The following is a 24,521-nucleotide window of genomic DNA, read 5'->3' on the forward strand; positions in this document are numbered from 1 at the left end:
ATGGGGATGCGCGGTATGTGCCCTGCGCCGGGAGGGCAGCGTGCGACGGTCATCCGTGACCGACCGGCGAGGACACCACACGCGCATGAATCGCATTGCCAGAGACGCTTTCGGACGCCGAGGAGCAGCACGTGAGCGACACCGCTGCGACCATTCGTCGCGTCTACCTCCACTGTGAGTTCCTTCCCGCCGATCCCACCGTCCGCGGCCTGCTCTCCATCGGCCTCACCGACGACGCCGGCTGTGACTACTACGCCGTCAACAACGGGATGGACGTGAGCGCCGTGCTCAACGTCCCGTGGATGGCCGACAACGTGTGGCCCAACCTGCCCCGGTGCACTGTCGACGGCTATCCCTGTCTCCTCGACCGCACCCATCCCGACGTCAAGCTCCTCGACGAGATGCGCGACGACGTGGCGAAGTACTTCGCCGATGGCTCCCCGGAGACCCATCTGTACGCCTACTACGGCGGCCAGCACATCTGGCGTCTGCACTCCCTGTGGGACCACGACTGGGCGGCGATGCCACCCTCGGTGCCGCGCTGGTGCCACGAGCTGCGGTCCCTCGTCGTCCAGGCCGGCGACCCGCCACTGCCGGAGCGAGCCGGCGGACAGCACCACGCGCTGACGGACGCCGGCTACAACCGCACCCTGCACGAGTACCTGCTCGCCCTCTCCACCTGCCCGCAGTACGACGACGATGGCTTCCGCCCCGTGAGCGGCCCGCACCGGATGCCGCCCACCGACCGGCAGGCTGCCGCGCCCCCACGGACCGAGCGCGTGGACAAGAGCTCTGCGGCCTGCTGGGGGCCGGAAAGCAGCAGCCGTCATCCAGGCCGGCCGGTAACGAGAGGGGAGCGGCCGACGCGTTTCCCCACCCACCAGATGCACTCCGTCGTCTGCGACGTCTGTGACTACGTCTACGACGAGGACGGGGACGGCTTCGAGGTGTTCGACAGCCCGGAGGCGGCCGCGCAAGAGGTGTTGCGGCACCACTGGAAGTGCCTCTCCGACGGGCGAGTGATGTGCCCAAGCGATGATGGGGAACACCAGGCCGTGTATGACGAGTTGATGCCGCCCGAGCCGGGGGCCGGCGGGTAGGTCGCGCCGACGAGGAGACGTGCCGATGAAGGCGTCGACGGATGGGCAGCCGTGCCGGCGGATCGCGCGCGGAGCGAACCGGCGTAGGGCCGGGGGTGTGCAGCCGTTCGAGGCCTCCGGCACACCGGCCCCGCCCGCGCCGCCGTCGCTGTCGCCGTCGCGCGTGGCCGACTTCATGACCTGCCCGCTGCGCTGCCGGTTCCGGGCGATCGACCGGCTGCCGGAGAGGCCCAGTGCGGCGGCGACCCGGGGCACGCTGGTGCACGCGGTGCTGGAGCGGCTCTTCGACGACCCGGCGGTGGAGCGTACGGCCGCGCGCGCCCGTTCCCTGGTGGCGGGCGGAGTGGGAGCGGCTGTCGGCGGCGAAGCCGGAGCTCGCGGAGCTGTTCGCCGAGGAGGGCGGGGCGCCCGTCCCGGAGCGGGTCGCGCAGTGGCTGGCCGAGGCGGGGCGGCTGGTCGAGCGGTGGTTCACGCTGGAGGACCCGACCCGGCTGGAGCCGGCGGGGCGGGAGCTGTTCGTCGAGGCGACGCTGGACTCCGGTCTGACGCTGCGCGGGATCATCGACCGGGTGGACGTGGCGCCGACCGGCGAGGTGCGGCTGGACGACTACAAGACGGGCAAGGCCCCCCGGCCCGAGTACGCGGCGGATGCCCTGTTCCGGATGAAGTTCTACGCCCTGGCGCTGTGGCGGCTGCGCGGCGCCGTGCCGCCTGCAGTTGGTCTGTCTCGGCAGCGGGGACGTGCTGGGCTGCGAGCCGGCGGGAGGGCGGTCTGCGGGCCGTGGAGCGCAAGCTGCTCGCCTTGTGGGAGGCGATCGGGCGGGCCACGGTGACGGGCGACTGGCGGCCGCGGCCGAGCCGGCTGTGCGACTGGTGCCCCCATCGGGTGCTGTGCCCGGCCTGGGGCGGCATCCCGCCGCCCTGTCCCCTGGCCGCGGCCACCGACCCGGCCGCGGAGCACGACGAGCGCCCGGTCGCCGGCGCCCGCTGAGGCCGGACCGCTCACCCGCGGCGGCTCGCCCGGAACGGCACCGTGTAGCGGCCGAAATGCCGCCGCGCGCACTGGAGCACGGAGGCCAGTGGCGGTGGGCGGCTATGTGGCGGGGGTGAAGCCCCGTTCGACCAGTGCGTCGATGGTGGCGCCGCCTTCGCCGTATACGAGGGTGCCGGAGTCCCAGTCCAGCGCTACGTCATCAAGCCCGCGAGCGCGGACGAGCCAGTCGTAGTTCCGCAGCGCGATGATCGTCTCCTCGGTCATGAAGCGAGGCTACTGCTCTTGGTCTGGCTCTCCCCGTCGTGCACCTTTGGTCCGCCATCCCTGCCACGCATCCGGCGGAACGGCGGCCGACGAGCGCGACCCTGACGGCCTCGATGTGGCTGTGACGGTCTTGCGCAAGGTCTCGGCGCGGATATACAAGGCTTGAATTTTCATAAAGTGCATTGATCCTCTCCCTCTTCCGATCCAGGTCGACCGCGGCAGTTGATTGAACAATTGTGCGAAAATGACGGCGGTCCTACGGAAGCGCTGCCGCCACCTGTCCCGCCTGCGGTGCCGGGCTCCCCGGCGCCTCTCCCGGTCAGCGAGGGCGGCGAGGATCCACGACTTCGCACCTGCGGGCAAGGAGGCCGGCGGCATGCCACCGTCGACAACCGCCACGGAAAAGCGAGGCACGTCCATGAAGTTCTTGCACACCTCGGACTGGCACATCGGCAAGGTGCTCAAGGGTCACAACCGGCTCGACGAGCAGCGGGCGGTCCTGGGTGAGATCGTCCAGGTGGCACGCGATCACCGCGTTGACGCTGTCCTCGTCGCCGGCGACCTGTACGAGTCGTCCGCCCCGCCGGCGAATGCCCAGGAGCTGCTGGTGCAGACGCTGCTCGCGTTGCGACGCACGGGCGCCGAGGTCATCGCGATCGCCGGCAACCATGACCACGCCGCCACTTTCGACGCCTACCGGCCGCTCATGGCGAGCGCGGGGATCACCTTGGCCGGCACCGCCCGCCCTGCGGCCGACGGCGGGGTGGTGGAATTCACCGCGCGCTCGACGGGGGAGCCGGTCACCGTCGCCCTGCTGCCGTTCCTGGCCCGACGCCACGCGGTACGGGCCGCCCAGCTGGTCACCGGGACGCCTCGGGAGGCCGCAACCGGCTATGGCCGGCTGGTGCGGGACCTGCTTGCCGCGCTCACGGCCGACTTCCGCGACGACACGGTCAACCTGGTGATGGCACACCTGACGGCGGCCGGGGGAAAGCTCGGCGGGGGTGAGCGGTCCGCCCAGTCGATCCTCGAGTACTGGGTGCCGACCAGTGCCTTCCCACCTGACGTCCACTACGTCGCGCTCGGGCACCTGCACCGCCGCCAGTCGCTGCCCGCACCGTGTCCGGTGCACTACTGCGGCAGCCCGATCACCCTCGACTTCGGCGAGGAGAACAACTCCCCTGTGGTCCTTGTCGTCGAGGCCGAGGTCGGCACGCCCGCCCGCATCACCGCCGAGGTGCCCATCGGGTCCGGACGGCGGCTGCGCACCGTACGCGGCACCGTTGACGAGCTGACCCAGCGCGCCGAGGAGTTCGGCGACGACTACCTGAGGGTGTTGCTGTGCGAACCAGCGCGTGCAGGGCTACGGCAGGACGTGCAGCGGCTGCTGCCCAACGCGCTGGAGGTGCGCATCGATCCGGGGTTCGCCGCACCGGTGCACACCACCAGGCCGTCCCCCTCGGCCGACGGCGCGGACCGCAGCCCCGCCGAGCTGTTCCACGCGTACTGCATCGCCCGGGGAATCGCCGACGAGCGGGTCGAAGCACTGTTCACCAGGCTCCACGACCAGGTCACCGCCACGCACGCCTGACGGCGGGAAGGAGCCCCCATGAGGCCGGTACTACTGGAGATGGACGGCTTCGCCTCGTTCCGGGAGCCGGCCGCGGTGGACTTCCGCGAGGTGGACTACTTCGCGCTCGTCGGCCCGACCGGATCGGGCAAGTCCACCGTCATCGACGCGATCACGTTCGCGCTGTACGGATCGGTGCCGCGCTGGAACAACCGACGCACGGTCGCGAACGCACTCGCACCCACCACCGACCGGGGCACCGTCCGGCTCGTCTTCGACCTCGCCGAACACCGCTATGTCGCCGCCCGAGAACTGCGCCGCGCTGCCGCCGGCGGCGTCGGTGTGAAGAACGCCCGGCTGGAACGACTCGCCGACCCGGACGCGCTCGGCACGCCGGACGACATCACCGAGGTGCTCGCCTCCGATTCCGAGGTCACGCCCGCAGTGGAAGAACTGCTCGGGCTACCGTTCGAGCACTTCATCACCTGTGTGGTGCTGCCGCAGGGGGACTTCGCCGAGTTCCTCCACGCGCAACCGGCCAGACGGCAGGAAATCCTCGTCAAACTGATGGGTCTGGAGATCTACCCCAGGATCGCGCAGGCGGCGAACACGGAGGCCGAGCGCGCGAGGCAGCGCGCCGAGCTCCTCGCCCAGCAGCTCGAGGAGTTCACCGATGCGACCGAGTGCGCGGAGCAAGCGGCACAGGACCGGGTGGCCGCGCTGGAGGAGGTCGCCGAGCGGATCCGTGCGGCGCTGCCCGAACTCGCCAAGCACGGCGCGGCGGTCACCGAGGCACGGCAGGCGTGCGAGACGCTGACCGCGGAGCGGGACCGGTTGAGGGCGGTCGCCGTGTCGGCCGGGCTCGAAGAACTCGGGAAGAGGGAATGCGACATCGAAGCCGCCGACGAGGCGGCCGACGAGGAACTCGCCGCGGCCGAGGCAGCCGACACGGCTGCCCGTGAGCAGCTTGCGGCGGCACCGTCCCGGGCCCCGCTCGAGCAGGCCCGCCGCGACCACATGGAGCTCGACACGCTGGAGAGGAGACTGTCCGCCACGCAGGCGCTACAGCGGCACTGCGTCATGGCACTCTCCGACGTGACCGCCGCCGAGGAGGAGGCCGAGAGACTCGCCCTGCAGGCGCGCCGGACGCAGGAGGTCACGGCACGGTCCCATCTGGCCGCGGCGCTGCGACCGCACCTGCGGGACGGCGCAGCGTGCCCGGTGTGCGGGCAGCGGGTCACGACGATACCCGGCCCGCTGGCCGCGCCCGACCTGGACAGGGCCGAGCAGGCACGAGTCCAGGCCGACCGGGAGGTGGAGCGGCTGCGCGAGGCGTGGACGAAGGCGTCCAGAGCCGAGCAGCAGGCCACCGGCGAACTGAACGCGCTCACCGGCCGGATCGCCGTCCTGCGTTCCGTTCTCGCCGACGCCCTCACTCGGGAGCAGGCGACCGCCGCACTCGCACGCCGAGAGCATCTGGAAAGAGCTGCCGACGAGGCGGACGCGAGGCTGCGGCGTGCGCGAGCCGTCAGGGCGAGCGCCGAGCAGGCCACGACGAGCGTTCGCCAGGAGGTGCGGGCGGCCTGGTCGACGCTCGAGCATGTGCGCGACCCGCTCGTCACGCTCGGGGCTCCGGTGCCGGACCGTGACGACCTGACCGCGGCGTGGACCGCCCTCGTCTCCTGGGCGGCGGCCGCCGCCGCCACCCGCGAAATGGCGCTGTCCGGCGCGTACGAAAGGCTGGCGAGGGTCCGTGGAGAGCTCACCACCGCCGAGGGCCGACTCGCCGGTGTGCTCGCCACCCACGAGGTGACCCTCCATGCAGGACGGCCGCTCACCGAGACGGCCGAGCCGGCGGTCGCGGCGGCGCTGGAGGGGGCCCGGCAGGAGGCGCGGCGTCTCATCGAACGGCGGAAGCAGGCCGCGAAGCTCGACATGCAGCGGCAGCACAAAGAGCAGACGCACCAGGTGGCGAAGACGCTCGGCCACCTCCTGCGCGCGGACGGGTTTCCCCGCTGGCTTGTCGCGACAACCCTCGACACCCTCGTCGCGGAAGCCTCCGGGACACTCGCCGAACTGTCCGGCGGGCAGTTCGAGCTGACCCATGACGACGGGAGCTTTCTCGTCGTCGACCATGCCGACGCGGACAGCCGCCGACCGGTCAGGACACTGTCCGGCGGTGAGTCGTTCCAGGCCAGCCTCGCCCTCGCCCTGGCGCTTTCGGCGCAGCTGCCGGCCATGGCCGCAGCCGGTGCCGCTCAACTGGAGTCGATCTTCCTCGATGAGGGGTTCGGCGCACTGGACGGGGTGGCCCTCGAGACGGTCGCCGCCACGCTGGAAGAGCTCGCGGCGCGCAGGGACCAGGTGGTCGGCATCGTCACGCACATCGACGCTCTGGCCGAACGGGTACCGATCCGCTTCGCCGTTCGCCGCGGCCAGGGGACCTCTTCGATACAGCGGGAGACACCGTGACCGTGTGGGCGCCGGGAACCCGGTTCTTGCGGGATTTTCACGACGAGGTGACGGATCGTCACCGTGGTGCCGTTCTACGGGTGTGTGACGAGCTTGACGACATTGCCTACAAAATGGCAGAAGACGCAATCGATCCGCCCGGACCCGCAGACAATTTGAAATCCTACGCCGCTAGGAGCGTGGGTCAGTCACGGCAGCTGTAGGTCCGGTGTACGTGCTGGTCGTGTGCCGAAGCGCGATATGTGTCACTGAACAGGTCACCCGACCTGCTGATCTCTTATCAACGAGGCACGGTGGTTGTCACTGGATCGGCGTGCTACTTGTCACCAGTAGCGTCTGTCGCCACCGGTGTTGACCCGGCCTGATCGAGGTCACACGCGCCTTGGACATTCCCAGGGCCATGGTCAGGGGCTGATGACAGTCCAGGAATAGGCACCCGTTTGGGCTGCTCACACCTGGGAGGTGTCCGGTTCCAGGGAAACCGCGACAAGCCGGTCGCTGAGGGAGCCGGCGGTGCTGTCGCCTGTCGTCTCGGCGCGGTACGCACGGATCGCCGGGTCGGCGAGGGTGAGGGTCAGCGCCGGGCAGTCCGCGGAGTCGTTGGTGTCCTCAGGCGAGCACTTGATGATGTCGAGCAGGTTGTGGCCAGGACACACGGCCCCGGCAGGCAGATCCACGTCCAGGAGCAACTCCTTGCCTGGATCCACGCGGAAGCTGCCGGACGCCGGGACTTTAACAGGCTTGCCCGTGTAACCGCTGTCCACGACAGTCGCGGTGAGCCCGCGGGCGGAAGCGCGGCCGCCCTCACCGTGCGGGCCGTAGAGATCGAGCGTGACCCGACCTTTGGCCAGCGGTGCGTCGAGCAACAGGGGGCGGTCGCCTGTTCGGATGGCCGCGTGGACGGTGAAGCGGGGTTTGCCCGGCGACTTCGGCCCCGGATCGTAGGCGTCCCAGCTGGTGAGCACCAGCTGCGGGTCCTTGCTCCGCTCGCCTTTCCCCCGTGGTACCGGCCGCGGCCAATCGTCCACCCCGCACTTCGAGAGTTGGGCCGTGCCGCCGGCGGGGAGCGGACTGTCCTGCAACGGCTCGGCAGGGGCCTGCCATTCCGCGGATGCGCGCGGCTCGGACGTTGTAGCGGAATACGTCAGTACCAACAGGCCCACGACGGGCACGGCGAGGATCAACCAGGAACGTAGGGAAACGCGGAACACTCAGCCACGTCCTTGCGCTCGGCCGACCGTCCCGGCACCGCCTCCAGGTCGTCCGCGGTCGTCGGCCAGCGGCAACGAACAACGGTCCTCAGAGGCCGGACGGCTGGTATCCAGGCCTCGCTCGCCGGCCCGGGGGATCAGCTCCATGACGCTCATGATTCTTTCTGCGCGCTGGACGGCAAGAGCGTCACTGCTCCGTTACGTCGAGCCCGTCCTGGGAACAGAAGCAGCGCAGCTCCCGAGCAGCTCTGCCGACCGATCGACTCATCAGCGCGGAAGGCCGCCATCAGGGATGCAACGCGCACGCTACGGATCTTGGTGACAACGGGCCTGCCTTTGTGCCACCTATCGTGCTTCGGCACAGGTCGGCGGCGTGGGGGCGGGGTTCGGGTGTGGGCACGGCCACCGTGATCATGAACGTTTGTGACGGCGTATCAAAACCAGGTGGCCGTGGAGGCCACGATAGCCCAGGCCACCTGGGGCCGGGTGTTCCAGGCGGCGATGGATGCGATCGCAGGCTGCTTCGCGCGGCGTGGGACACGCGCGACGGCCGCGGAGATGGTCTCCGGGCTGCTGGCGGAGGTGGACAGGCGGAACTGCTGGACACTGGCCCAGGCAGTGAGGCACCCGGGCCCGCACCGGCTGCAGCACCTGCTGTCCCGCGCGACGTTCGACCATGACCGGGCCGGGGAGGAGATCGCCCGCCTGGTCGTGCGTGAACTCGCAGGTCAGGATGTGATGCTGGTCGCGGACGAGACCGGCGGAACTGGGCGAGGGCTGTCGGGTCGCGTTCCTCGCTGAACCGCAGCACCCCGGCCGCCGCAGCAGTCAGCAGCTCCCGCTCACTGATGGACACCCTGACGCCAGCTCAAGTGACATCCTGATGCTGTGACTTTCTGCGCGTGTGTGACTCCCCGAGGTGGTCCGGATGGACAGGGCTGCCGGGATGGGGGGCCGCCGATGAGTTTTTCCGTGATGCGCAGTCAGAGGTCATGGTTGGTGCGCTGCGGCCGCGAGTGCGTGGGAGCGTGCACCGGCTGAACCTGCTGGAACCAGACACGAGAGACCGGGGAACCTTAAGATGCGTACTCTGATCAGCACCGCCTTCATCTCGCTCGACGGTGTCGTGGAGGCCCCGGGCGGTGAGTCCGGTTACCGGAACGCGGGGTGGACGTTCAAGGACGTCGACTTCCTCCCCGAGGCGTACGGGATCAAGGGCCGGGAGCAGAAGGAAGCCACCGCGATGCTGATGGGCCGCATCAGCTACGAGGCGTTCAGCCCGGTGTGGCCGGGCATGGAAGATTTCGCCGACTACAAGGTGATGCCGAAGTACGTCGTCTCCACCACCCTCACCGAGGACGGCCTGGTGTCGAACTGGGGCGAGACCACGATCCTGCGCTCGCTCGACGAGGTCGCCGCCTTGAAGGAGACCGAGGGCGGCCCGATCATCGTCCACGGCAGCGCCGCCCTGAACCGGAGTCTTTCGGACGCCGGCCTGATCGACCGCTACCACCTGCTCGTCTTCCCGCTCCTGCTCGGCGCGGGCAAGCGTCTGTTCAGCGCCACGGACAAGGACGCCCAGAAGCTGAGGCTGGTCGAGCACGAGGTCTACGCCAACGGCCTGCAGAAGAACGTCTTCGACGTCGTCCGCTGACAAGGGCTCCCGCACCCGCCCTGCCGTCGCGTCCCCGGACGCGGCCGGCGTCCTGCCGGGGGTTGGTGGCGGGAGTGGAGGGGCTGGCGGGGGTCGCAGGGGAAGAGGTGGGGTGCCGAGTGATTCTCGAAAAGAAGGGCGCAAGGCGTCTGGTGCTGTGGGTGGTTGGGCACTGGCTGCTCGGTGGTGCGGCTGCCGCCGTCGTCGCAGCGTTGTACGCGCCGGTGCCGGACGTGCTCGCGGCTCTTGCCGGGCTTTTCCTCGGCACGGCGGCGACGGTGTACCTCTCGTTCCATCCCGATCTGGGCCGGTGGGCGACCCTGCGCAAGCGTGCCGGTCTGTGGGCGCCGGGCGTCGGCGACTGGGGGTACCCCCAGTTGGTGTTCGCCGTCGCCGTGGTGTGGCTGGCGTCGGCCGCGACGGCGGTGGTGGTGGAGGTGGTGGTGCTGTAGGGCGAGCCGGTCGACTACACCCGCATCGGCCGGCGCTCGGATGCCTGTCGACTTCCCAAGGCCGCTTCGGCGGTTCGCCCTCGCCCCGTTACCCGGCTCAAGAACATTGACGCCGTCCGCCACGTGAGCGTTCCTACCGGATGCTGTCCCGGAGCCGTTCGATGGCCTCCTGAAGATCACTGAAGGCACGTCGCTCATCCTGCGGGGTGACACGGGTGACAGGCAGGATGCCGTCACGCGCGTTGCGGATGCGGGCATAGGCGTCGAAGCGAGCGAGAACCTGCCCGATCACCGGCTCCCACGACTCGGAAGGAGACGGGGAAGAGGGATCCTGGGGCGACATCGCGAGATTCCTGTCATGCCGGCAACTACTGGTTCGAACCACACACGACTGGTCCGTCGCCGACCAGACTTCCCGGCACACCATCCACCCCTGGAGGCAAGGTGAACTGCCGCCATGCTACCTGCGGCAGCACCCGCACAGACACACAGATGGCCCGCCCAATGCAGAGCCTCCACCGTTCCCGGAGCGGTTCACTCCTGCCGGTCGTGCGGGCCTTCGCCCGCGAGGACCGTTACCCACGCCTGGGCGAGATCACGGTGCCCACCGTCGTCATGGTCGGCACAGCCGATCGCAGCACACCGCCGAGCCGCTCCCGGCGCCTGGCCGCAGGGATACCGGGCGCGCGGCTGGTCACCGTGCCGGACGCCGGACACATGATCAACTGGGAAGATCCCGATGCCCTGGTGGAGGCCGTCGTCTCCCTGCACGAGGCCGAGGGAGCCGATTGAGGCGCAGCGGTCCGTGCGTCGCCGGGCGGCGCTGCGACCGGTAATCCGTGGCACAGCCGCACCGCAGGGGTACGGCGTCGACAATGGCCGACAGCAGGGTGTTGCCCGCCCGCCGATGCGGCTTGAGTGGGGGAGTCGAGCAGCCACGTCGGGCGAGGGGGACAGGTGTACGACTACATCATCGTGGGTGCTGGGTCGGCGGGGTGCGTGCTGGCCGGCCGTCTGACCGAGGACGAGAGGACGCGCGTTCTTCTCATAGAGGCCGGCCCGGTGGACGATGCCCCGGACATCCACGTTCCGGCCGCGTTCAGCAAACTCTTCCAGACGAAGTACGACTGGGGTTACCTCACCGAATGCGAGCCCGGGCTGGACGGCCGCCGCCGCTACCTGCCCCGCGGCCGGATGCTCGGCGGCTGTTCGTCGATGAACGCGATGATCTACATCCGCGGCAATCGCCGCGACTACGACGCCTGGGCGGCGGCCGGCGCCGACGGGTGGAGCTGGCAGGATGTCCTGCCGTATTTCCTTCGCGCCGAGGACTTCACGGGAGCCACGTCCCCGTGGCATTCCGCCGGCGGGCCGCTCACGGTGAGCGAGGGCCGTTCCCGGCATCCCCTGATGGACGCATACGTGGCGGCCGCTCAGGAGGCCGGACACCCCTACACCAGCGATTTCAACGGCCTCGAACAGGACGGCGTCGGCTATTACCACCTCACTCAGCGCGACGGTCTGCGCTGCAGCACGGCGGACGCGTATCTGCGGCCGGCCCTGTCCCGGCCGAACCTCGATGTGCTGACCGGTGTTGAGTGCACCCGCGTGCTGCTCGACGGTGAGCGTGCAACCGGCGTCGAGGTGGACCGGGACGGTGAACTGCTGTGCCTGCACGCCGAAAGGGAGGTCGTGCTGTCGGCCGGCGCCTACAACTCGCCGCACCTGCTCATGCTCTCCGGCATCGGCCCGGCCGGTGAGCTGGCGGCCCACGGCATCACGTCCCGCGTCGATCTTCCAGTGGGGGAGAATCTGCAGGATCATCCGCATGTCGGTCTGTGCTACCTCACCGACACGGAGTCGCTGTTCACCGCCGAGACACCGGACAACGTGCGCCTGCTGGAGACCGAGGGCCGCGGCCCGCTCACCTCGAACGTCGGCGAGGCCGGCGGTTTCCACCGCACCCGCGAGGGACTCGAAGCCCCCGACATCCAGGTGCATGCCGCGCCGGTGATGTTCTACGAGGAGGGCATCAGCCCCGTGACCGACCACGCCTTCATGGTCGGCGCGGTCCTGCTCGCCCCCACGAGCCGGGGCAAGATCTCCCTGCGGTCGGCGCTCCCCAGCGCCAAACCGCGCATCCTGCACAACTACCTGACCACCGAAGAGGACCGCGCCACGATGATCCGGGCGCTTCGGATACTGCTCGACATCGCCGACCGGCCCGGCCTGCGCAAGCACCGCCGAGCCGACTTCCGCGTACCGCGTTCCACGGACGACGTCGGTCTGCTCGACTTCGCCCGGCGCGAGCTGCAGACCCTCTACCACCCGGCGGGCAGCTGCTCCATCGGCCCCGTCGTGGACTCCCGGCTCAACGTGCACGGCGTGAGGGGCCTGCGGGTGGTGGACGCCTCGGTGATGCCCACCGTGGTGCGGGGCAACACCAACGCACCCACGATCATGATCGCGGAAAAGGCGGCGGACATGATCCGCGGTCTTCCGGCACGGGCGTGACCCTGACATCAGGCCGGGGCAGCGGGCGGGCTGCGCCCCTGTGGCATAACTCCTGGCAGTGAGCATCTCTTGAAGGTTGACCTGATCCTGTGAGGGCCGGGCCTCCTTCCTGCTCAGCCCGGCGGTTCCTGTCGTCCGGGTATGCGCGAGCTCAGGAAGGAGGCCCTCAATGTCCGTCCACGTCGGTATCGGCGTGCACCGCAAGCGGTCGCCGATCACGACGGTGCGGCGCGGGTCAACCGGAACGTGCTCAACGGGGTCAAGTCAGTACTCTCCGTGATCGGGAATCTTCCGATCGGTATGCCGATGGCCTTCGAGGCCGCCTACGGCTGGGGCTGGGTCACGTCCGCTGGAGTGGTGTATCGACGGCCACTCGGTGATCTCGTCTTTGAGGCTATGCGGTGAGTTCGGTGGGCAGGGCGGTGTCGTCGGTTTCCGACTCGATCGGGTGGAGGCGGGCCTTGGCCAGCAGGTCGAGTCCCATGGAGCGGCGGGCCTCGGTCCACTCATCGTTCTGCGCGACCGTGTCCACGCCGTCCTGGCCGATCACGGCTGCGACCGCCCCGGTGGCTGCTTCACCGCACCGGGCCGCGTCCGGCTCGACGGTCTCGACCTGCCGGACGCCTCGCGCCGCGTGGTCGACGACCTCCTGGCCCTGATGGACGCCCTCAAGGAGCCGGTCGACGCCCTCGACCGGCAGCTGATCGCGCAGGCGCGGGGCGATCCGAGGGTGGCCGCGCTCACCCGGCTGCCCGGGGTGGGCACGCTCACCGCCCTGATGATCGTGGCCGAGGCCGGCGACGTCAGCCGCTTTTCCTCCGCGCGTGAGCCGGCCGCCTGGGCCGGCCTGACCCCCACCGTCCGCGCCTCGGACCTGACCGTGCGGCACGGGCACATCTCCAAGCAGGTCTCGGACCGGCTGCGGTGGATCCTGTGCGAGGCCGCCCGGACCGCGAAACGCTCCCCGCAGTTCGCCGTCGCCCACCAGCGCCTCGCCCGTCGCCGCGGCAAGAAGATCGCCACCACCGCGATCGCCCGGCGCCTGCTCACGCGGGCCTATCACCTGCTGCAGGCCGTCCGGGCCCGGCCGGGCCGGCAGGAGGTCCGATGACACCAGCAGACAACCGCCGTCGGCGGCCACAGCCCCCGGGCGCGCTCGCCTTTCCGCATGAGACGGCCCCACGGCCGCGCTCGATGAACCGCTCCACGAACGTTCTGCGTGGACACGACCGTGCGGCGCAGTCGTAGGCGTACTTCGTGGTGTAGTCGCCGTCAACCGAGGTGGTCGCGAAGCCCTTCGAGTCCGTGACCGACGTCAGATCGCCGAACGAGTCGTACCCGAACTGCCGGGTACGCCCCCGGTGAGGTCTTCCGGTACAGGTCGGCGGCGTAGCCGTCGGCCCGCGTCTGGTACTCGTACGCCGAACTGTCGGCCGGGTGGTTGGACGGGGTGCAGCAGTCGGTCGAGTTGAACGAAGTCCACGACTTCGTCGTCTCCACGTCCCACTGGCCCAGCGGGTAACCGGTTTTCGGGCCGTAGCAGTACGCGGTCTTCGCCCCGTTGGCCTCCTCCAGGTACGTAACGTTGTTGTCCGCGTCCCACGACGTCTTCGTCGTCGCGGACGTACGGGCAGCACCACCCGTTCGGCTGATGCCGCCCGGGCCGAACCGGCTCCCGCACGCCTTCGCGGTCAGCGTGACGGTCGCGTGGTGAACCCACTCGGCGGGACACCCGGTCCGGCTCGAGCACGGCCGGCTGGACGCAGCGGATCGTCTCGGCGAGCCCGCCGACGCCGCCTGCATACGCAGCGGGAGATACCACCGCAACGGCTACCGCCCGCGAGTGGGGCACCGGGGCGGGCACTGTCGATCCGGCCATCCCCACGCTCACGTCCGGGAGACACATCCGAGGGGTCCGGTAGGTCGAAGCCGGTGAGGACCCGTCAGGTTGTCAGTGCGGGCGCGGTCTGTCCGAGAGGTGTCGCACGGTCACCGCTTCCCGGCCGGCCGGCCGACACGTGGCCGGTCCGGCCAGGGCGGACACCACCGCGTCGCTGTCCGCGGGCCGCCCCACTGTCAGCCGCGTGCCCTCCCCGGGCCAGTGACGGGCCCGGACCCCGGCGGCCGAGAGGGCGGCCTGATGGTCGGTGCCGGTACCGGGCTCGGTGGCCAGCCACAGGAAGTTGGCGTGGCTGGCCGGGACCGAGTGACCGAGGTCCGTGAGTCGCCGGTGCAGTCGTTCGCGTTCGGCGACGACCGCGTCGATCCGCGTGGCGAGTTCGTCGCCGGCTTCCAACGTGGCCTCGACCGCGGCGGCTGCCACCGCGTTGATTCCGTAGGGGAGTTGTTGGTTGCGCACCCGCGCGACCACGGCCGGGTGTCCCAGCCCGTAGCCGACCCGCAAGGCGGCCAGCCCGTAGGCCTTGGAGAAGGTCCTCAGCAGCAGGAGGTTCGGTCGGTCGGCCCACAGACGGAGACTGTCCGGGACGGAGGGGTGACGTGCGAACTCGATGTACGCCTCGTCCAGCAGCACGGTCACGTGTTCCGGCACGCGGGAGAGGAAGGCCGCCAGCTCCGGGCCGGTGACCAGGCTGCCCGTCGGGTTGTGCGGATTGCAGAGCACCACCACCCTGGTGGTGGGATCCAGCGCCGCCTCGGCCAGGGCGACGAGGTTCTGCCGGCCGTCGGGCAGCAGGGGGACGGGGACCGGTTCGGCTCCCGTCATCCTGGCCAGCAGGGGATAGGCATCGAACCCGGGCCAGGCGTGGACCAGGCGGTCGCCTGGGCGGAGCACCGCCTGCAGCAGTTGCAGGGCCACCCCGACCGAGCCGCTGCCGACCGCAACGCAGTCCGGGGCCACACCGCACCAGGCGGCGATCCGTGCGGCCAACGCGTCCGGGTGGAACGGCGGGTAGCGGTGGGCCCGGCCGACGGCGCCCCGGATCGCCTCACGCACCGACGGCAGCGGCGGGTACGGGCTCTCGTTGAGGGCGAGCAAGTGCGGGGACACCGCTGTCACCACCCCTCCCGGCGGATCGCGGCGGCACCGGCGTAGTCCCCGGCGTGGGCGAATCCGGCCAGGACGACGAGGTCACCGTCCTCGATCTGCTTGGAGCGGATCGCTTCGTCGAGTGTGATCGGCATCGCCGCGCCGAACAGGTTGCCGCAGTGGTCGAAGGTGTCCGGGTGCCGTTCGGCGGGCACGCCCAGCGCCTCGTGCCAGTTGCGCAGGAAGGTACGGTTGGGCTGGTTGGTGATCAGGCAGTCGATGTCGGTGGTGTCCACGCCCAGTCGGCCGCACAGTCGCCGTACGGTCTCCGGCACCAGGCAGTTGCCTCGCTCCAGTACGTTTTCGATCCCGCTCTCGGTGAAACCGATCCGTACCTGGGCCTCACCCGCCTCCCAGTACTTGCGCCCGTCGTCCCGCACCATCGTCATGTCCCCGGCGTACGCGGAGATGTGCCGGCTCTCGACCCCGAGGACGGGCGCGTGCGCGGAGGTCGTCAGGTAACCCACGCCGCAGCCGTCTCCCGGAATCGCCGCCTGGGGCAGGCATCGGACCTGTGACTGGGTGAACAGCTGGCCCGCGGCGCTCTGCGCGTTGCAGATCAGGGCCGTACGGCCGTCACCGGCGAGCAGGAACCGCCGGGCCAGCTGGATCATGTGCACGAACGAGGCGCAGCCGGCGTTGGCCACGTCGATCAGCCACCGCGGAGACAGTCCGAGCCTGCGCGCCACCTCGGTCCCGGCGCCCACGAACGGCTGGTCCGGCAGCTGGCTGTGCACGAGCAGGACGTCCACGCGGCGGATCTCCGAGCGGCCGTGCCGCTCGATCAACGGCTGGACTGCGCGCTCGATCATGTCCGCGTTGGACTCGTCGGGCGCCACGTGGTGACGGTACGGAGGGACTTTGAACATGGGGCTCTCGCGCAGCCTGTCCTCCGCCGCGGGATGCTCGGTGAAGAAGGCCGCGGGGACGGGCTCGCCCGGCAGATAGCCGGCGACGTCCGTGAGGCTCACCGTGGTCATCGGGCCACCCGCGCGGCCGGGGAGCTGTTGATCGGCAGCCCGTTGCGGTGCCGGTGCTCGAGAATCGCCTTGAGATTGTTCATCTCCAGGGTGTGGCCCGCGTAGAACAGGTCCCAGTAGTCACCGACCCAGCGCCGGTCGGGGCCCGGTGCCAGATCCGGACGCGGATTTTGCTGGTAGTACGGGTGGCGGCAGTTGGTCCAGGTGATCACCGAACCGGGGCGGCCCATCACCCGCGTCGCCGGGATCACCCGCATCAGGTAGATCATCCACAGCTCGTCCGCCTGATCCCACGCGCAGTGGTAGTCGACCGTCATGGCGTGCGGGTTCGCCTCGACACGGCAGTAGATCCGCGTGCCCTCCTCCAGACGGTCTTGGCCGACCCAGACCCCCGGCACGTCGGCGGGCTCGAACCCGCGCAGGCTGCACGTCCACTCCTCCAGGTGGTGGCCGCGGCTGAGGTAGTCGTACGCCGCTTCGGGCGGGCAGTCGACGTGTGCGTGGATGGTGCAGTACTGCCCGTACACCTGCTGGTAGGGGTAGCTGTCCGGGGTCATCTCCAGACAGCGGGCGGCCAGTTGCTGCGGATCGGTGTTCTCCACCCGGACCAGGCCGGGGATGTCAGCCAACGTGGATCGGTCGGTCATGCGAGTGCTCCTCGTCGTCGATCGGGGCATGTCGGGGCAGGGGTGCGGGCGGAACCGGCGCCGATGCCGTCGGGCCGGACAGGAAGGGCTGGAAGGGGGGAATCTCGCGGTGGTCGAAGTCCATGGCGACCAGGGACGGGCCGGGGCGGTCATTGCTGCGCAGCAGCGCACGGCGGAGTTGGGCCGGAGTGTCGGTCGAGGCGACGTGCAGCCGGGGAAACATGGCCGCCGCGCCGGCGGCGATGGCGGCCGGGTGGAAGAGGTTCTCGGCGCGGGCGCCGCCCTGGAAGAGCTCCTCGCGGGTGACGCACATGGCGTGCGCGTTGTTGTTGAGCACGACAAAGGTCACGGGTGCGGCGTACTCGACCGCGGTGTGCACCTCCATGCCGTGCATGAAGAACGCCCCGTCGCCGGCCACCACATAGGTGCGTCGGCCGGTGGCCAGCGCGGCGCCGATGCCCGCGCCGAAGGTGTAGCCCATGCCGCCCATGCCCACCGCCACCACGAAGCGGCCGTCGCGGGGAGCGGGCAGCGCGTGAATGACGCTCGCCCCGACGTTGCCGGCGTCCACGAACACGTGGGCGTCCTGCGGCAGCGCCTGGGCGATCGAGGCGACCGCCGCACCGTAGCCGTTACCGGTCTCGGGGAGCGCAGGGGCGGAAGAAACGGAGGGCGGTCGATGGGCGGGGCAGGCGGGCGGCCGCGGCCGCAGCCGCTGCCGCAGGGTCCGCAGCGTGGCGGCGGGCTCACCACGCAGCGCGACACCCGGTACGAACGGTGGCTCGGGATCGACACAGACCACGGGCGTCTCGGTGAGCGGCGACTCCAGGCGTCCCCGTGCCAGGACCGGCAGCCGCGTGCCCACCAGCAGGCAGGCGTCGGCCCGGCGCAGGCAGTCCTCGACTTCGCGGTGGCCCATCACTCCTGCCACACCGACGAAGCGGGGGCTGCGGTTGTCGAAGACGTCCTTGGCGTCCGGGGTGACTGCCACGCAGGCACCCAGGTGTCGCACCAGGCCGGCCAGTTCCCCGCGTGCCCGAGCCCCGGCCACCCCCTCCCCGGCGATCACCAGCACACGGGAGGCGTTTTCCAGGACGCCGAGCGCGGCCGTCACGGATGCGGATTCGGGCCGGGGGGCCGGGCGCGCGTACGTGGCTTCCGCGGCAGGGTCGTCCCCCGCGGCAGGGGCCGGTGCGGCGGTCCGGGCGGCCGCGCCCTTGGACCCGGCCGGCCCTCCGGCCTCCCGGACTCCCGGGGCGCCGACGCGCAGCGTCGTATCGGCCCCGTAAGGGATGTCGACGAGGGCCTGTTGGACGTCCTTGGGCAGCAGCAGCACCGCCGGACCCCTTGGATCGGCCTGCGCCGCGGACACCGCCTGCGCCAGCAGCCCGGCGATTGCGCCGGGCTCGGTCACCCGGGCGCAGAACCGCGAGACGGGGGCGAAGACGTCCAGGGCGTCGAAGGAGCCCGCCCTGCCGCTGGAGTCCTGAAACGCGCCCCGGCCCTCCAGATCCGTGGGCGGCTGTCCCACCAGGGCGAGCAGCGGGATGCGCGAGGCATGGGCCTCGGCGAGCCCCGGCACCAGGTTCATCGCACCGCCGCCGGACGTGGCGGCGACGACGCCGAGCCGTGCGGTGGCCCGGGTGTGTCCGTCGGCCATGGTGACGGCGGAGAACTCGTGCTTGGCCGTGACGCCGCGTATCGGGCCTGCGGAACGGTGCACCGCGTCATACAGGTCCTCGATGTTCGCGCCGCCGACCCCGAACACGTAGCGGACGCCGATCCGCTCCAGTTCGCCGACCACGTAGTCCACCAGACGCATGGGGTCGCTCACGCGGCCCTCCCTGCCGTCCCGGCGACCGGGCGGAGGACCGGGCCGGCGGGCGATCGGAGCTGGAAACGCTGCCGGTACTGGGCGGGGGTGACGCCGACGAGGGCGCTGAAGGCCCGTAGGAACGTTTCGGTCGAGGTGAAGCCGCACCGGCCGGCGATCTGGCCCACCGACAGCTCGCTGACCTCCAGGAGTTGACGGGCCCGGACGATGCGCATCTGCCGGACGTACTGGCCAGGTGTCGTCCCCACCGCGCGTCGGAACACCCGGGCGAAGTGCCGCGGACTCATGCTCGCCCGGTCGGCCAGTTCGGACACGGGCAGGGCGCGGTGGAGGTTCTCCTGGATCCAGTCCTGTACGGCGCGGATCGGTTCCTGGTCGGTCAGCTGCGCGTCCAGGGCCATGCTGAACTGGGCCTGACCACCGGGCCGTTTGAAATACAGCACCAGGAACTTGGCGACCTGCAGGGCGTACGCCGCTCCGTGGTCGGCCTCCACCAAAGCCAGGGCCATGTCAATTCCGGTGGACACGCCCGCCGAGGTCACATAGGGACCGTCCCGGACGAAGATCGGTTCCGGATCCACGGCCACGTTGGGGTAACGGCGGGCCATCTCCTCGCAGAACGCCCAGTGCGTGGTCGCCCGCCGCCCGTCGAGCAGACCGGCCTCGGCCAGCAGGAACGCCCCGCCGCACACGGAGACCACGCGCCTGGACCTGGCCGCGGCGCTCCGGATCCACGCGATGAGGGACGGGTCCGCGAGTGCGTCCTTCAGGCCCCAGCCGCCGGGCACGAGGAGGGTGTCGATCGCTCCCTCGCCCGCTGCCAGCGGCTCGGCCTGCACGACCAGGCCCGTTGAGGTGGGCACGGACGGAGGCCGGGGGGAGAGGCATTGCAGACGGTAGCCGTCACCTGGCCCGGGTGGGCCGGGTAAGAGCCGGTTCAGTGTGTCGAAGACTTCCAGTGGTCCACTGACATCCAGGGTCTGCGCGCCGGAATAAACCAAGATCACAACACGTCGTTGTTCCACGATGACAGCGTGTGCCCGACACCGGCTCGACTGCAACGACACCTTGTTGACGATTCCTGCCATGCCTCCGGCTCACCCGCCTGATCAGGCAGAAGGCGTCCGCGAGGCGGGCAGGATGAAAAAGGTCACGGCGTCGGTGGCGGCGGGGGCGGCCTGTTTCTGGTGGTGCTCGGGTACGGGTGCGGGCTCGACGCCGCGTCGGGCGAGCTGGGCTCCGACCCGCTCGACCGGCAGGCGGCGGGCGGTGGCCGAGGTGGTCTGCTCGTCGGGCCGGCACGTGCAGGGCCTGGTGCACCGCGCCGACCTGCGGATCCGAGCTGGGCGTGACAAAGTCGCACCCGCCGCTGGATCCAAACCAGACACAGAAGGAGAAGGAGCACAGAGAAGCTGGCCGCCCGGCGCGGACTTGAGTGCCCGCCCCGGCCGATCGCTGGTCACCCTCGGCCCCGTTGCTCAGAACGTCCACCGCGTATGGGTGTAGACCCCGTCACCCCGGCCGAAGCCGTACGCGGTGGCCGGGGCCACCGCGAACACCACCGCGTCCCCCGTCCGGAACGCGTCCCCGATCCCATGGAAGGTGCCCTCCGGCGAGGTGATGTGCGGCCCGTACTTCGCCTCGTACGCCGCGATCACCTCTTCCAGCACCGCCGGATCGGCAACCGGCTCCGCCATGCCCTCGACCACCAGGTCGAGCCCCTCGGTGAGCGAGTTCCTGCCGGTGGTCAGCGCGCAGTGCCCGTCATGAGCGAGGTTCCTCGCCTTCTGCTCCCCGGCGCCGGTGGAGAAGTACAGCACCCCCTCGTGCCAGGCGGCGATCACGGGAGTGACGTGCAGCCGGCCGTCGGGCCGCACCGTGGACACCCAGAAGATCTCGGCGGCCTCCGGCCGCCGCCGGGCCTCGGCCCACTCGGTGGCGGTGACGTCCGCGGCACCCGGGCGGGGATGGAGCGCGGAGCTGTAGCGGGCGTCGAGCTCGGTCGCGGGTTGCTTCGCGGGTCCCTGTGTCGGCATGGCGGATCTCCTTCCTTCCCCCTGACGACCGACTGCCCGCACCGAAATCATCGCCACGCCCGTTTGCCGTTCGTGTCCGTCTGCACGCCCGACCGGGGACGGCTACGGCCCCGACGTTCCGATGCGGCACTCGCCAGGGGAGCGCGCTCAGAGCCCTGTTTCAGGAGGTGGGGCCGGCGTGCGAGTGCCGCACGGCCGGCCAGCCCATACTTTGGGTGCATGTCCGACTACACATCGGCGGCGAGTGCGCCCGCGACCAGCGGTTGCCCGGCGCGGCTCCGGTCCGCCGCACGGTCTGCCCTGCCGCCGATCCCGAGCGGGAGCGGCGGATGAATCCGGACGATCTTCCTGCGCCGGTCGAGGGGCTGGTGCTCACGCACTTCTTCACCATCTCCGACGTGCCGCGCTCCCGGGCGTTCTACGCCGACGTGCTGGGAGGAACGGTGGTGCTGGACGAGAACCCCTGCATCATCGAGGTCGCCAACGGCTGGATCATCATGAACCCTGGCGGCGGCCCCACCGACGACAAGCCCGACGTCGTATTGCGTCCACCGGACGACCCCCACACCGCCTCCAGCTTTCTGAATGTGCGGGTGGCCGACATTCACCGCTTCTTCGACATGGCCGTCGCGAAGGGAGCGGAGTTCCCCACCCCGCCCGTCGACCGTCGCGCCGAGTTGCGCTGCTACATGCGCGATCCGGACGGCTACCTCATCGAGGTGGGCCAGGCGACGGGTCTGCTCAAGGGCGTGCCGGCGCGCACCGACATCTGAACAGGGAGCCGACCGCGGGGGCTTCCTGTCCGGTCGTGGGGGGCCATCTGGGGGTGGTGGACGGCGCGTGGCGGTCGGATGATGACTGATGAGTTGCCGCCCCCCTTCCGCCCCGGCAGCCCGGCGCCGGAGCGGGCGTACCCCTGCGCGGGCGGTCGGGCCGTGCCGCGCGGACGGGACCACGAAGGAGTGAACCCGCAGATGGACGTCTACCACGAGCTCCACCGACGCAGCATCGCCGACCCCGAGGCCTTCTGGGCGGAGGCCGCCAAGGACGTGACCTGGGACCGCGACCCGGTGCGCGTCCTGGACTCGGACCGGCCCCCCTTCCACCGCTGGTTCCCCGACGCCCGGATCAACACCTGCCGCAACGCCCTGGACCGCCACGTCGAGGCCGGCCACGGCGCCCGCACCGCCCTGATCCACGACAGCCCGGTCACCGGCACGAAAAGCAGCCTCACCTACACCGAACTGCTGGACCTGACCGCCCGGTTCGCGGGCGTGCTGCGCGGCCTCGGCGTCGGCAGGGGCGACCGCGTGGTCATCTCCATGCCGATGGTGCCGCAGGCCGTGATCGCGATGCTGGCCTGCGCCCGGCTCGGCGCCGTCCACTCCGTCGTCTTCGGCGGCTTCGCCGCCAAGGAACTCGCCGTGCGCATCGACGACGCCCGGCCCAAGGTCGTCGTCTCCGCCTCCTGCGGCATCGAGGCCGGCCGCGTGGTGCCGTACCAGCCGATGCTCGACGAGGCGCTGCGGCTGGCCCGCCACACGCCCAGGCGCTGCGTGATCCTGCAGCGCCCGCAGGCCCCGGCCGACCTCACCGACCGGGACCTCGACTGGGACGAGGCGATGGCCGCCGCCGAACCCGCCGACTGCGTGACGGTCGCCGCGACCGACCCGCTGTACATCCTCTACACCTCGGGCACCACCGGCCGGCCCAAGGGCGTCGTCCGCGACAACGGCGGCCACGCCGTCGCCCTCGCCTGGAGCATGCGTCACGTCTACGGCATCGGCCCCGGCGACGTGTGGTGGGCAGCCTCCGACGTCGGCTGGGTCGTCGGCCACTCCTACATCGTCTACGCCCCGCTGATCGTCGGCGCCACGACCGTCGTCTACGAGGGCAAGCCCGTCGGCACCCCGGACGCGGGCGCCTTCTGGCGGGTGATCGCCGAGCACGGCGTGAAGGCCCTGTTCACCGCGCCCACCGCGATCCGCGCGATCAAGAAGCAGGACCCGGACGCGGCCCTGCTCGCCCGGCACGACCTGAGCGGCCTGCGCAGCCTCTTCCTCGCGGGCGAGCGCCTCGACACCGGCACGTACTCCTGGGCGACGCACGTCCTCGGGGTGCCCGTCGTCGACAACTGGTGGCAGACCGAGACGGGCTGGCCCATCACCGCCGTCCCGCGCGGCGTCGGCGGCGTGGACATCCGGCCCGGCTCGCCCGGCGTGCCGATGCCCGGCTACGACCTGCGCATCCTCGACCCGAGCAGCCACGAGTGCGCGCCGGGCCAGGACGGCGCCGTGACCCTGCGGCTGCCGCTGCCGCCGGGCACCCTGCCGACGCTCTGGGAGGACGACGAGCGGTACGTGGCCTCGTACCTGTCCGCATATCCGGGGCACTACCTCACCGGCGACGGCGGGCACGTCGACGAGGACGGCTACGTCTTCGTCACCGGCCGCACCGACGACGTCGTCAACGTCGCCGGGCACCGGCTGTCCACCGGCGTCATGGAGGAGGTCGTCGCATCCCACCCGGATGTCGCGGAGTGCGCGGTGATCGCCGTGCGGGACGAGCTGAAGGGACAGGTGCCGCGGGCCCTCGTCGTCCTCAAGTCCGGCGCCGACACCACGCCCGACCGGCTGGAGCGGGAGATCGTCGCCGAGGTACGCGACCAGGTCGGCGCCGTCGCCTCCCTGAAGCAGGTCACCGTGGTGCCCGCGCTGCCGAAGACCCGCTCCGGGAAGATCCTGCGGGCGGCCATGCGCGACATCGCCGACGGCCGCGACACCCCGACGCCCGCCACGGTCGAGGACCCGACCGTACTGCATGCACTGCGCCGCACCCTTCGTCCCAGGGCCTGAGCCGGGCCCCGGACCCCCGAGGTGGTCCCTGTCCGCCCGGGGGCCCGAGCCGGGCCCCTCCCTCTCCGCTGCCCTGTGCGGGGGAGAGGCCCCGCCCGCGTCGGGTGCGCGTACCACGCCCCGGGCAGCGGCCACCACCCGGCCGCGCCCCGCAGACCGGCGCGGCCGGGTGCGCACAACAGCAGGACACGACAGCAGGAAGAGACGGGCACAGACGGATGGCGAACGGGTCCAGAATCAGGGACAGCGGGCCGGCACGCAGGATCGTCTCCGCCGACGAGGCGGCCGCGCTGATCCCGACGGGCGCCACCGTCGGCATGAGCGGCTTCACCGGCGCCGGCCACCCGCAGGCGCTGGCGCGCCGCATCGCCGCGGCGGCCGAGGCCGGCGAACGGACGAAGGCCGGCGTGGGGACGGGCGCGTCCACCGCCCCCGGACTCGACGACGTGTTCGCCGAGGCGGACGGTGTCGACCTGCGGCTGCCGTACCAGTCGTACCCGACCACGCGGCACGAGATCAACACCGGCCGGATGGAGTACCTCGACCTGCGCCTCTCGCACGTGGCGCAGATGGCCTGGCAGGGCTCGCCGTCGTCGAGGTCGGCGCGATCACCGAGGACGGCCGCCTCGTCCCGTCGTCGTCGGTCGGCAACAACAAGACCTGGATCGAACGCGCCGACACCGTGATCCTGGAGGCCAACTCCTGGCTGGCCGAAGCCCTGAAGGGCATGCACGACATCCACTACGGCACCGCCCTGCCCCGCGACGCGTCCCCGTGCCGATCATCAGGCCCACCGGCCGCATCGGCACGTCCTGCCGGCACTGCCCGCCGGAGCAGATTGCCGCGATCGTCGAGACCCACGCGCCCGACCGCAACACCCCCTTCGCCG

General features: G+C 70.9%; 22 protein-coding genes and 4 pseudogenes. 15 read left to right on the plus strand and 11 right to left on the minus strand.

The window, feature by feature from the left end; translation table 11 throughout:
* Positions 1-131: 131 nt before the first annotated feature.
* Both ACX25U_RS37035 and ACX25U_RS37040 read left to right on the plus strand, forming a co-directional pair.
* Positions 132-1,100 carry a hypothetical protein gene (locus ACX25U_RS37035; RefSeq protein ID WP_454386548.1) on the plus strand — a complete coding sequence of 323 codons (969 nt, stop codon included), beginning with the start codon at positions 132-134 and terminating at the stop codon, positions 1,098-1,100.
* A 175-nt stretch (positions 1,101-1,275) separates the two neighbouring features.
* Positions 1,276-2,091: pseudogene (locus tag ACX25U_RS37040) on the plus strand (RecB family exonuclease).
* 102 nt (positions 2,092-2,193) lie between these two features.
* On the opposite strand, the gene ACX25U_RS37045 reads toward ACX25U_RS37040, so the two are convergent.
* On the minus strand, positions 2,194-2,358 hold the full coding sequence (locus ACX25U_RS37045) for a hypothetical protein (protein ID WP_181446541.1): 165 nt from the start codon (positions 2,356-2,358) through the stop codon (positions 2,194-2,196).
* 418 nt (positions 2,359-2,776) lie between these two features.
* Between ACX25U_RS37045 and ACX25U_RS37050 the strand changes: the two genes are divergently transcribed.
* Both ACX25U_RS37050 and ACX25U_RS37055 read left to right on the plus strand, forming a co-directional pair.
* A complete protein-coding gene (locus ACX25U_RS37050) occupies positions 2,777-3,949 on the plus strand; it encodes an exonuclease SbcCD subunit D (RefSeq protein ID WP_454386551.1) in 1,173 nt (390 codons plus the stop codon).
* A gap of 18 nt (positions 3,950-3,967) precedes the next feature.
* Positions 3,968-6,400 carry an AAA family ATPase gene (locus tag ACX25U_RS37055; RefSeq protein ID WP_454386552.1) on the plus strand — a complete coding sequence of 811 codons (2,433 nt, stop codon included), beginning with the start codon at positions 3,968-3,970 and terminating at the stop codon, positions 6,398-6,400.
* Between the two features lie 449 nt (positions 6,401-6,849).
* On the opposite strand, the gene ACX25U_RS37060 is transcribed toward ACX25U_RS37055, so the two are convergent.
* Positions 6,850-7,365, minus strand: a complete 516-nt coding sequence (locus ACX25U_RS37060; protein WP_454386554.1) for a hypothetical protein — start codon at positions 7,363-7,365, stop codon at positions 6,850-6,852.
* 669 nt (positions 7,366-8,034) lie between these two features.
* Here ACX25U_RS37060 and ACX25U_RS37065 point away from each other — a divergent pair.
* The 3 genes and pseudogenes from ACX25U_RS37065 to ACX25U_RS37075 form a co-directional block, all read left to right on the plus strand.
* Positions 8,035-8,403: pseudogene (locus tag ACX25U_RS37065) on the plus strand (transposase); the annotation flags it as partial.
* 289 nt (positions 8,404-8,692) lie between these two features.
* Complete coding sequence (locus ACX25U_RS37070) at positions 8,693-9,265, plus strand: dihydrofolate reductase family protein (protein ID WP_454386556.1); 573 nt, start codon at positions 8,693-8,695, stop codon at positions 9,263-9,265.
* A 119-nt stretch (positions 9,266-9,384) separates the two neighbouring features.
* The gene (locus tag ACX25U_RS37075) at positions 9,385-9,717 is read left to right on the plus strand and encodes a hypothetical protein (RefSeq protein WP_454386558.1); all 333 of its coding nucleotides are present in this window, start codon (positions 9,385-9,387) and stop codon (positions 9,715-9,717) included.
* Between the two features lie 133 nt (positions 9,718-9,850).
* Here ACX25U_RS37075 and ACX25U_RS37080 read toward each other — a convergent pair whose 3' ends face one another.
* Positions 9,851-10,009: a hypothetical protein gene (locus tag ACX25U_RS37080; protein WP_454386559.1), complete on the minus strand. Its 159-nt coding sequence runs from the start codon at positions 10,007-10,009 to the stop codon at positions 9,851-9,853.
* A gap of 200 nt (positions 10,010-10,209) precedes the next feature.
* Between ACX25U_RS37080 and ACX25U_RS37085 the strand changes: the two genes are divergently transcribed.
* The 3 genes from ACX25U_RS37085 (at position 10,210) to ACX25U_RS37095 (ending at position 12,636) form a co-directional block, all read left to right on the plus strand.
* Positions 10,210-10,509, plus strand: a complete 300-nt coding sequence (locus tag ACX25U_RS37085) for an alpha/beta fold hydrolase (protein WP_454386561.1) — start codon at positions 10,210-10,212, stop codon at positions 10,507-10,509.
* 165 nt (positions 10,510-10,674) lie between these two features.
* Positions 10,675-12,231: a GMC family oxidoreductase gene (locus tag ACX25U_RS37090; protein WP_454386563.1), complete on the plus strand. Its 1,557-nt coding sequence runs from the start codon at positions 10,675-10,677 to the stop codon at positions 12,229-12,231.
* Between the two features lie 141 nt (positions 12,232-12,372).
* Positions 12,373-12,636, plus strand: a complete 264-nt coding sequence (locus ACX25U_RS37095) for a hypothetical protein (protein WP_454386564.1) — start codon at positions 12,373-12,375, stop codon at positions 12,634-12,636.
* On the opposite strand, the pseudogene ACX25U_RS37100 reads toward ACX25U_RS37095, so the two are convergent.
* A pseudogene (locus ACX25U_RS37100) lies at positions 12,626-12,784 on the minus strand (IS256 family transposase); the annotation flags it as partial. The gene ACX25U_RS37095 and the pseudogene ACX25U_RS37100 overlap by 11 nt on opposite strands.
* Positions 12,785-12,865: 81 nt before the next feature.
* Here ACX25U_RS37100 and ACX25U_RS37105 point away from each other — a divergent pair.
* Positions 12,866-13,342, plus strand: a complete 477-nt coding sequence (locus tag ACX25U_RS37105; RefSeq protein ID WP_454394674.1) for a transposase — start codon at positions 12,866-12,868, stop codon at positions 13,340-13,342.
* 130 nt (positions 13,343-13,472) lie between these two features.
* Here ACX25U_RS37105 and ACX25U_RS37110 read toward each other — a convergent pair.
* Positions 13,473-13,854 (minus strand): annotated as a pseudogene (locus ACX25U_RS37110) (hypothetical protein); the annotation flags it as partial.
* On the opposite strand from ACX25U_RS37110, the gene ACX25U_RS37115 reads away from it, so the two are divergent.
* Positions 13,820-13,945 carry a hypothetical protein gene (locus ACX25U_RS37115; protein WP_454394848.1) on the plus strand — a complete coding sequence of 42 codons (126 nt, stop codon included), beginning with the start codon at positions 13,820-13,822 and terminating at the stop codon, positions 13,943-13,945. The pseudogene ACX25U_RS37110 and the gene ACX25U_RS37115 sit on opposite strands and share 35 nt — an antisense overlap.
* A 237-nt stretch (positions 13,946-14,182) precedes the next feature.
* Here the strand turns inward: ACX25U_RS37115 and ACX25U_RS37120 are convergent, their stop codons facing one another.
* The 6 genes from ACX25U_RS37120 to ACX25U_RS37145 all read right to left on the minus strand — a co-directional run bounded on the left by ACX25U_RS37120 (position 14,183) and on the right by ACX25U_RS37145 (position 20,777).
* Entirely contained in the window at positions 14,183-15,250 is a 1,068-nt protein-coding gene (locus tag ACX25U_RS37120) for an aminotransferase class I/II-fold pyridoxal phosphate-dependent enzyme (RefSeq protein WP_454386565.1), read from the minus strand.
* A complete protein-coding gene (locus tag ACX25U_RS37125; protein ID WP_454386567.1) occupies positions 15,247-16,260 on the minus strand; it encodes a 3-oxoacyl-ACP synthase III family protein in 1,014 nt (337 codons plus the stop codon). Before ACX25U_RS37125 ends, ACX25U_RS37120 begins: the two co-directional genes overlap by 4 nt.
* Positions 16,257-16,907, minus strand: coding sequence for an SRPBCC family protein (locus ACX25U_RS37130; RefSeq protein WP_454386569.1), 651 nt, complete (start codon positions 16,905-16,907; stop codon positions 16,257-16,259). Before ACX25U_RS37130 ends, ACX25U_RS37125 begins: the two co-directional genes overlap by 4 nt.
* Complete coding sequence (locus tag ACX25U_RS37135) at positions 16,882-18,741, minus strand: thiamine pyrophosphate-binding protein (RefSeq protein ID WP_454386571.1); 1,860 nt, start codon at positions 18,739-18,741, stop codon at positions 16,882-16,884. Before ACX25U_RS37135 ends, ACX25U_RS37130 begins: the two co-directional genes overlap by 26 nt.
* Positions 18,738-19,766, minus strand: coding sequence for a GlxA family transcriptional regulator (locus tag ACX25U_RS37140; RefSeq protein WP_454386573.1), 1,029 nt, complete (start codon positions 19,764-19,766; stop codon positions 18,738-18,740). The genes ACX25U_RS37135 and ACX25U_RS37140 overlap by 4 nt, the downstream gene beginning before the upstream one ends.
* A 453-nt stretch (positions 19,767-20,219) precedes the next feature.
* Positions 20,220-20,777, minus strand: coding sequence for a pyridoxamine 5'-phosphate oxidase family protein (locus ACX25U_RS37145; RefSeq protein ID WP_454386575.1), 558 nt, complete (start codon positions 20,775-20,777; stop codon positions 20,220-20,222).
* A 329-nt stretch (positions 20,778-21,106) separates the two neighbouring features.
* Between ACX25U_RS37145 and ACX25U_RS37150 the strand changes: the two genes are divergently transcribed.
* The 3 genes from ACX25U_RS37150 (at position 21,107) to ACX25U_RS37160 (ending at position 24,318) form a co-directional block, all read left to right on the plus strand.
* Complete coding sequence (locus tag ACX25U_RS37150) at positions 21,107-21,550, plus strand: VOC family protein (protein ID WP_454394676.1); 444 nt, start codon at positions 21,107-21,109, stop codon at positions 21,548-21,550.
* Between the two features lie 201 nt (positions 21,551-21,751).
* Positions 21,752-23,632 (plus strand): propionyl-CoA synthetase, encoded by a 1,881-nt coding sequence (locus ACX25U_RS37155; RefSeq protein WP_454386577.1) that lies wholly within the window; start codon positions 21,752-21,754, stop codon positions 23,630-23,632.
* Between the two features lie 218 nt (positions 23,633-23,850).
* On the plus strand, positions 23,851-24,318 hold the full coding sequence (locus tag ACX25U_RS37160; protein ID WP_454386579.1) for a hypothetical protein: 468 nt from the start codon (positions 23,851-23,853) through the stop codon (positions 24,316-24,318).
* The last annotated feature ends 203 nt before the right edge of the window (positions 24,319-24,521 follow it).

This window comes from Streptomyces sp. JNUCC 63 (assembly GCF_054366325.1).

Bases quoted from the DNA above. Each gene is read 5' to 3' on its own strand.
- ACX25U_RS37045 (WP_181446541.1), bottom strand. From the start codon at position 2,358: ATGACCGAGGAGACGATCATCGCGCTGCGGAACTACGACTGGCTCGTC.
- ACX25U_RS37050 (WP_454386551.1), top strand. From the start codon at position 2,777: ATGAAGTTCTTGCACACCTCGGACTGGCACATCGGCAAGGTGCTCAAG.
- ACX25U_RS37055 (WP_454386552.1), top strand. From the start codon at position 3,968: ATGAGGCCGGTACTACTGGAGATGGACGGCTTCGCCTCGTTCCGGGAG.
- ACX25U_RS37070 (WP_454386556.1), top strand. From the start codon at position 8,693: ATGCGTACTCTGATCAGCACCGCCTTCATCTCGCTCGACGGTGTCGTG.
- ACX25U_RS37085 (WP_454386561.1), top strand. From the start codon at position 10,210: ATGGCCCGCCCAATGCAGAGCCTCCACCGTTCCCGGAGCGGTTCACTC.
- ACX25U_RS37095 (WP_454386564.1), top strand. From the start codon at position 12,373: ATGCGCGAGCTCAGGAAGGAGGCCCTCAATGTCCGTCCACGTCGGTAT.
- ACX25U_RS37125 (WP_454386567.1), bottom strand. From the start codon at position 16,260: ATGACCACGGTGAGCCTCACGGACGTCGCCGGCTATCTGCCGGGCGAG.
- ACX25U_RS37130 (WP_454386569.1), bottom strand. From the start codon at position 16,907: ATGACCGACCGATCCACGTTGGCTGACATCCCCGGCCTGGTCCGGGTG.
- ACX25U_RS37145 (WP_454386575.1), bottom strand. From the start codon at position 20,777: ATGCCGACACAGGGACCCGCGAAGCAACCCGCGACCGAGCTCGACGCC.
- ACX25U_RS37150 (WP_454394676.1), top strand. From the start codon at position 21,107: ATGAATCCGGACGATCTTCCTGCGCCGGTCGAGGGGCTGGTGCTCACG.
- ACX25U_RS37155 (WP_454386577.1), top strand. From the start codon at position 21,752: ATGGACGTCTACCACGAGCTCCACCGACGCAGCATCGCCGACCCCGAG.
- ACX25U_RS37160 (WP_454386579.1), top strand. From the start codon at position 23,851: ATGGCGAACGGGTCCAGAATCAGGGACAGCGGGCCGGCACGCAGGATC.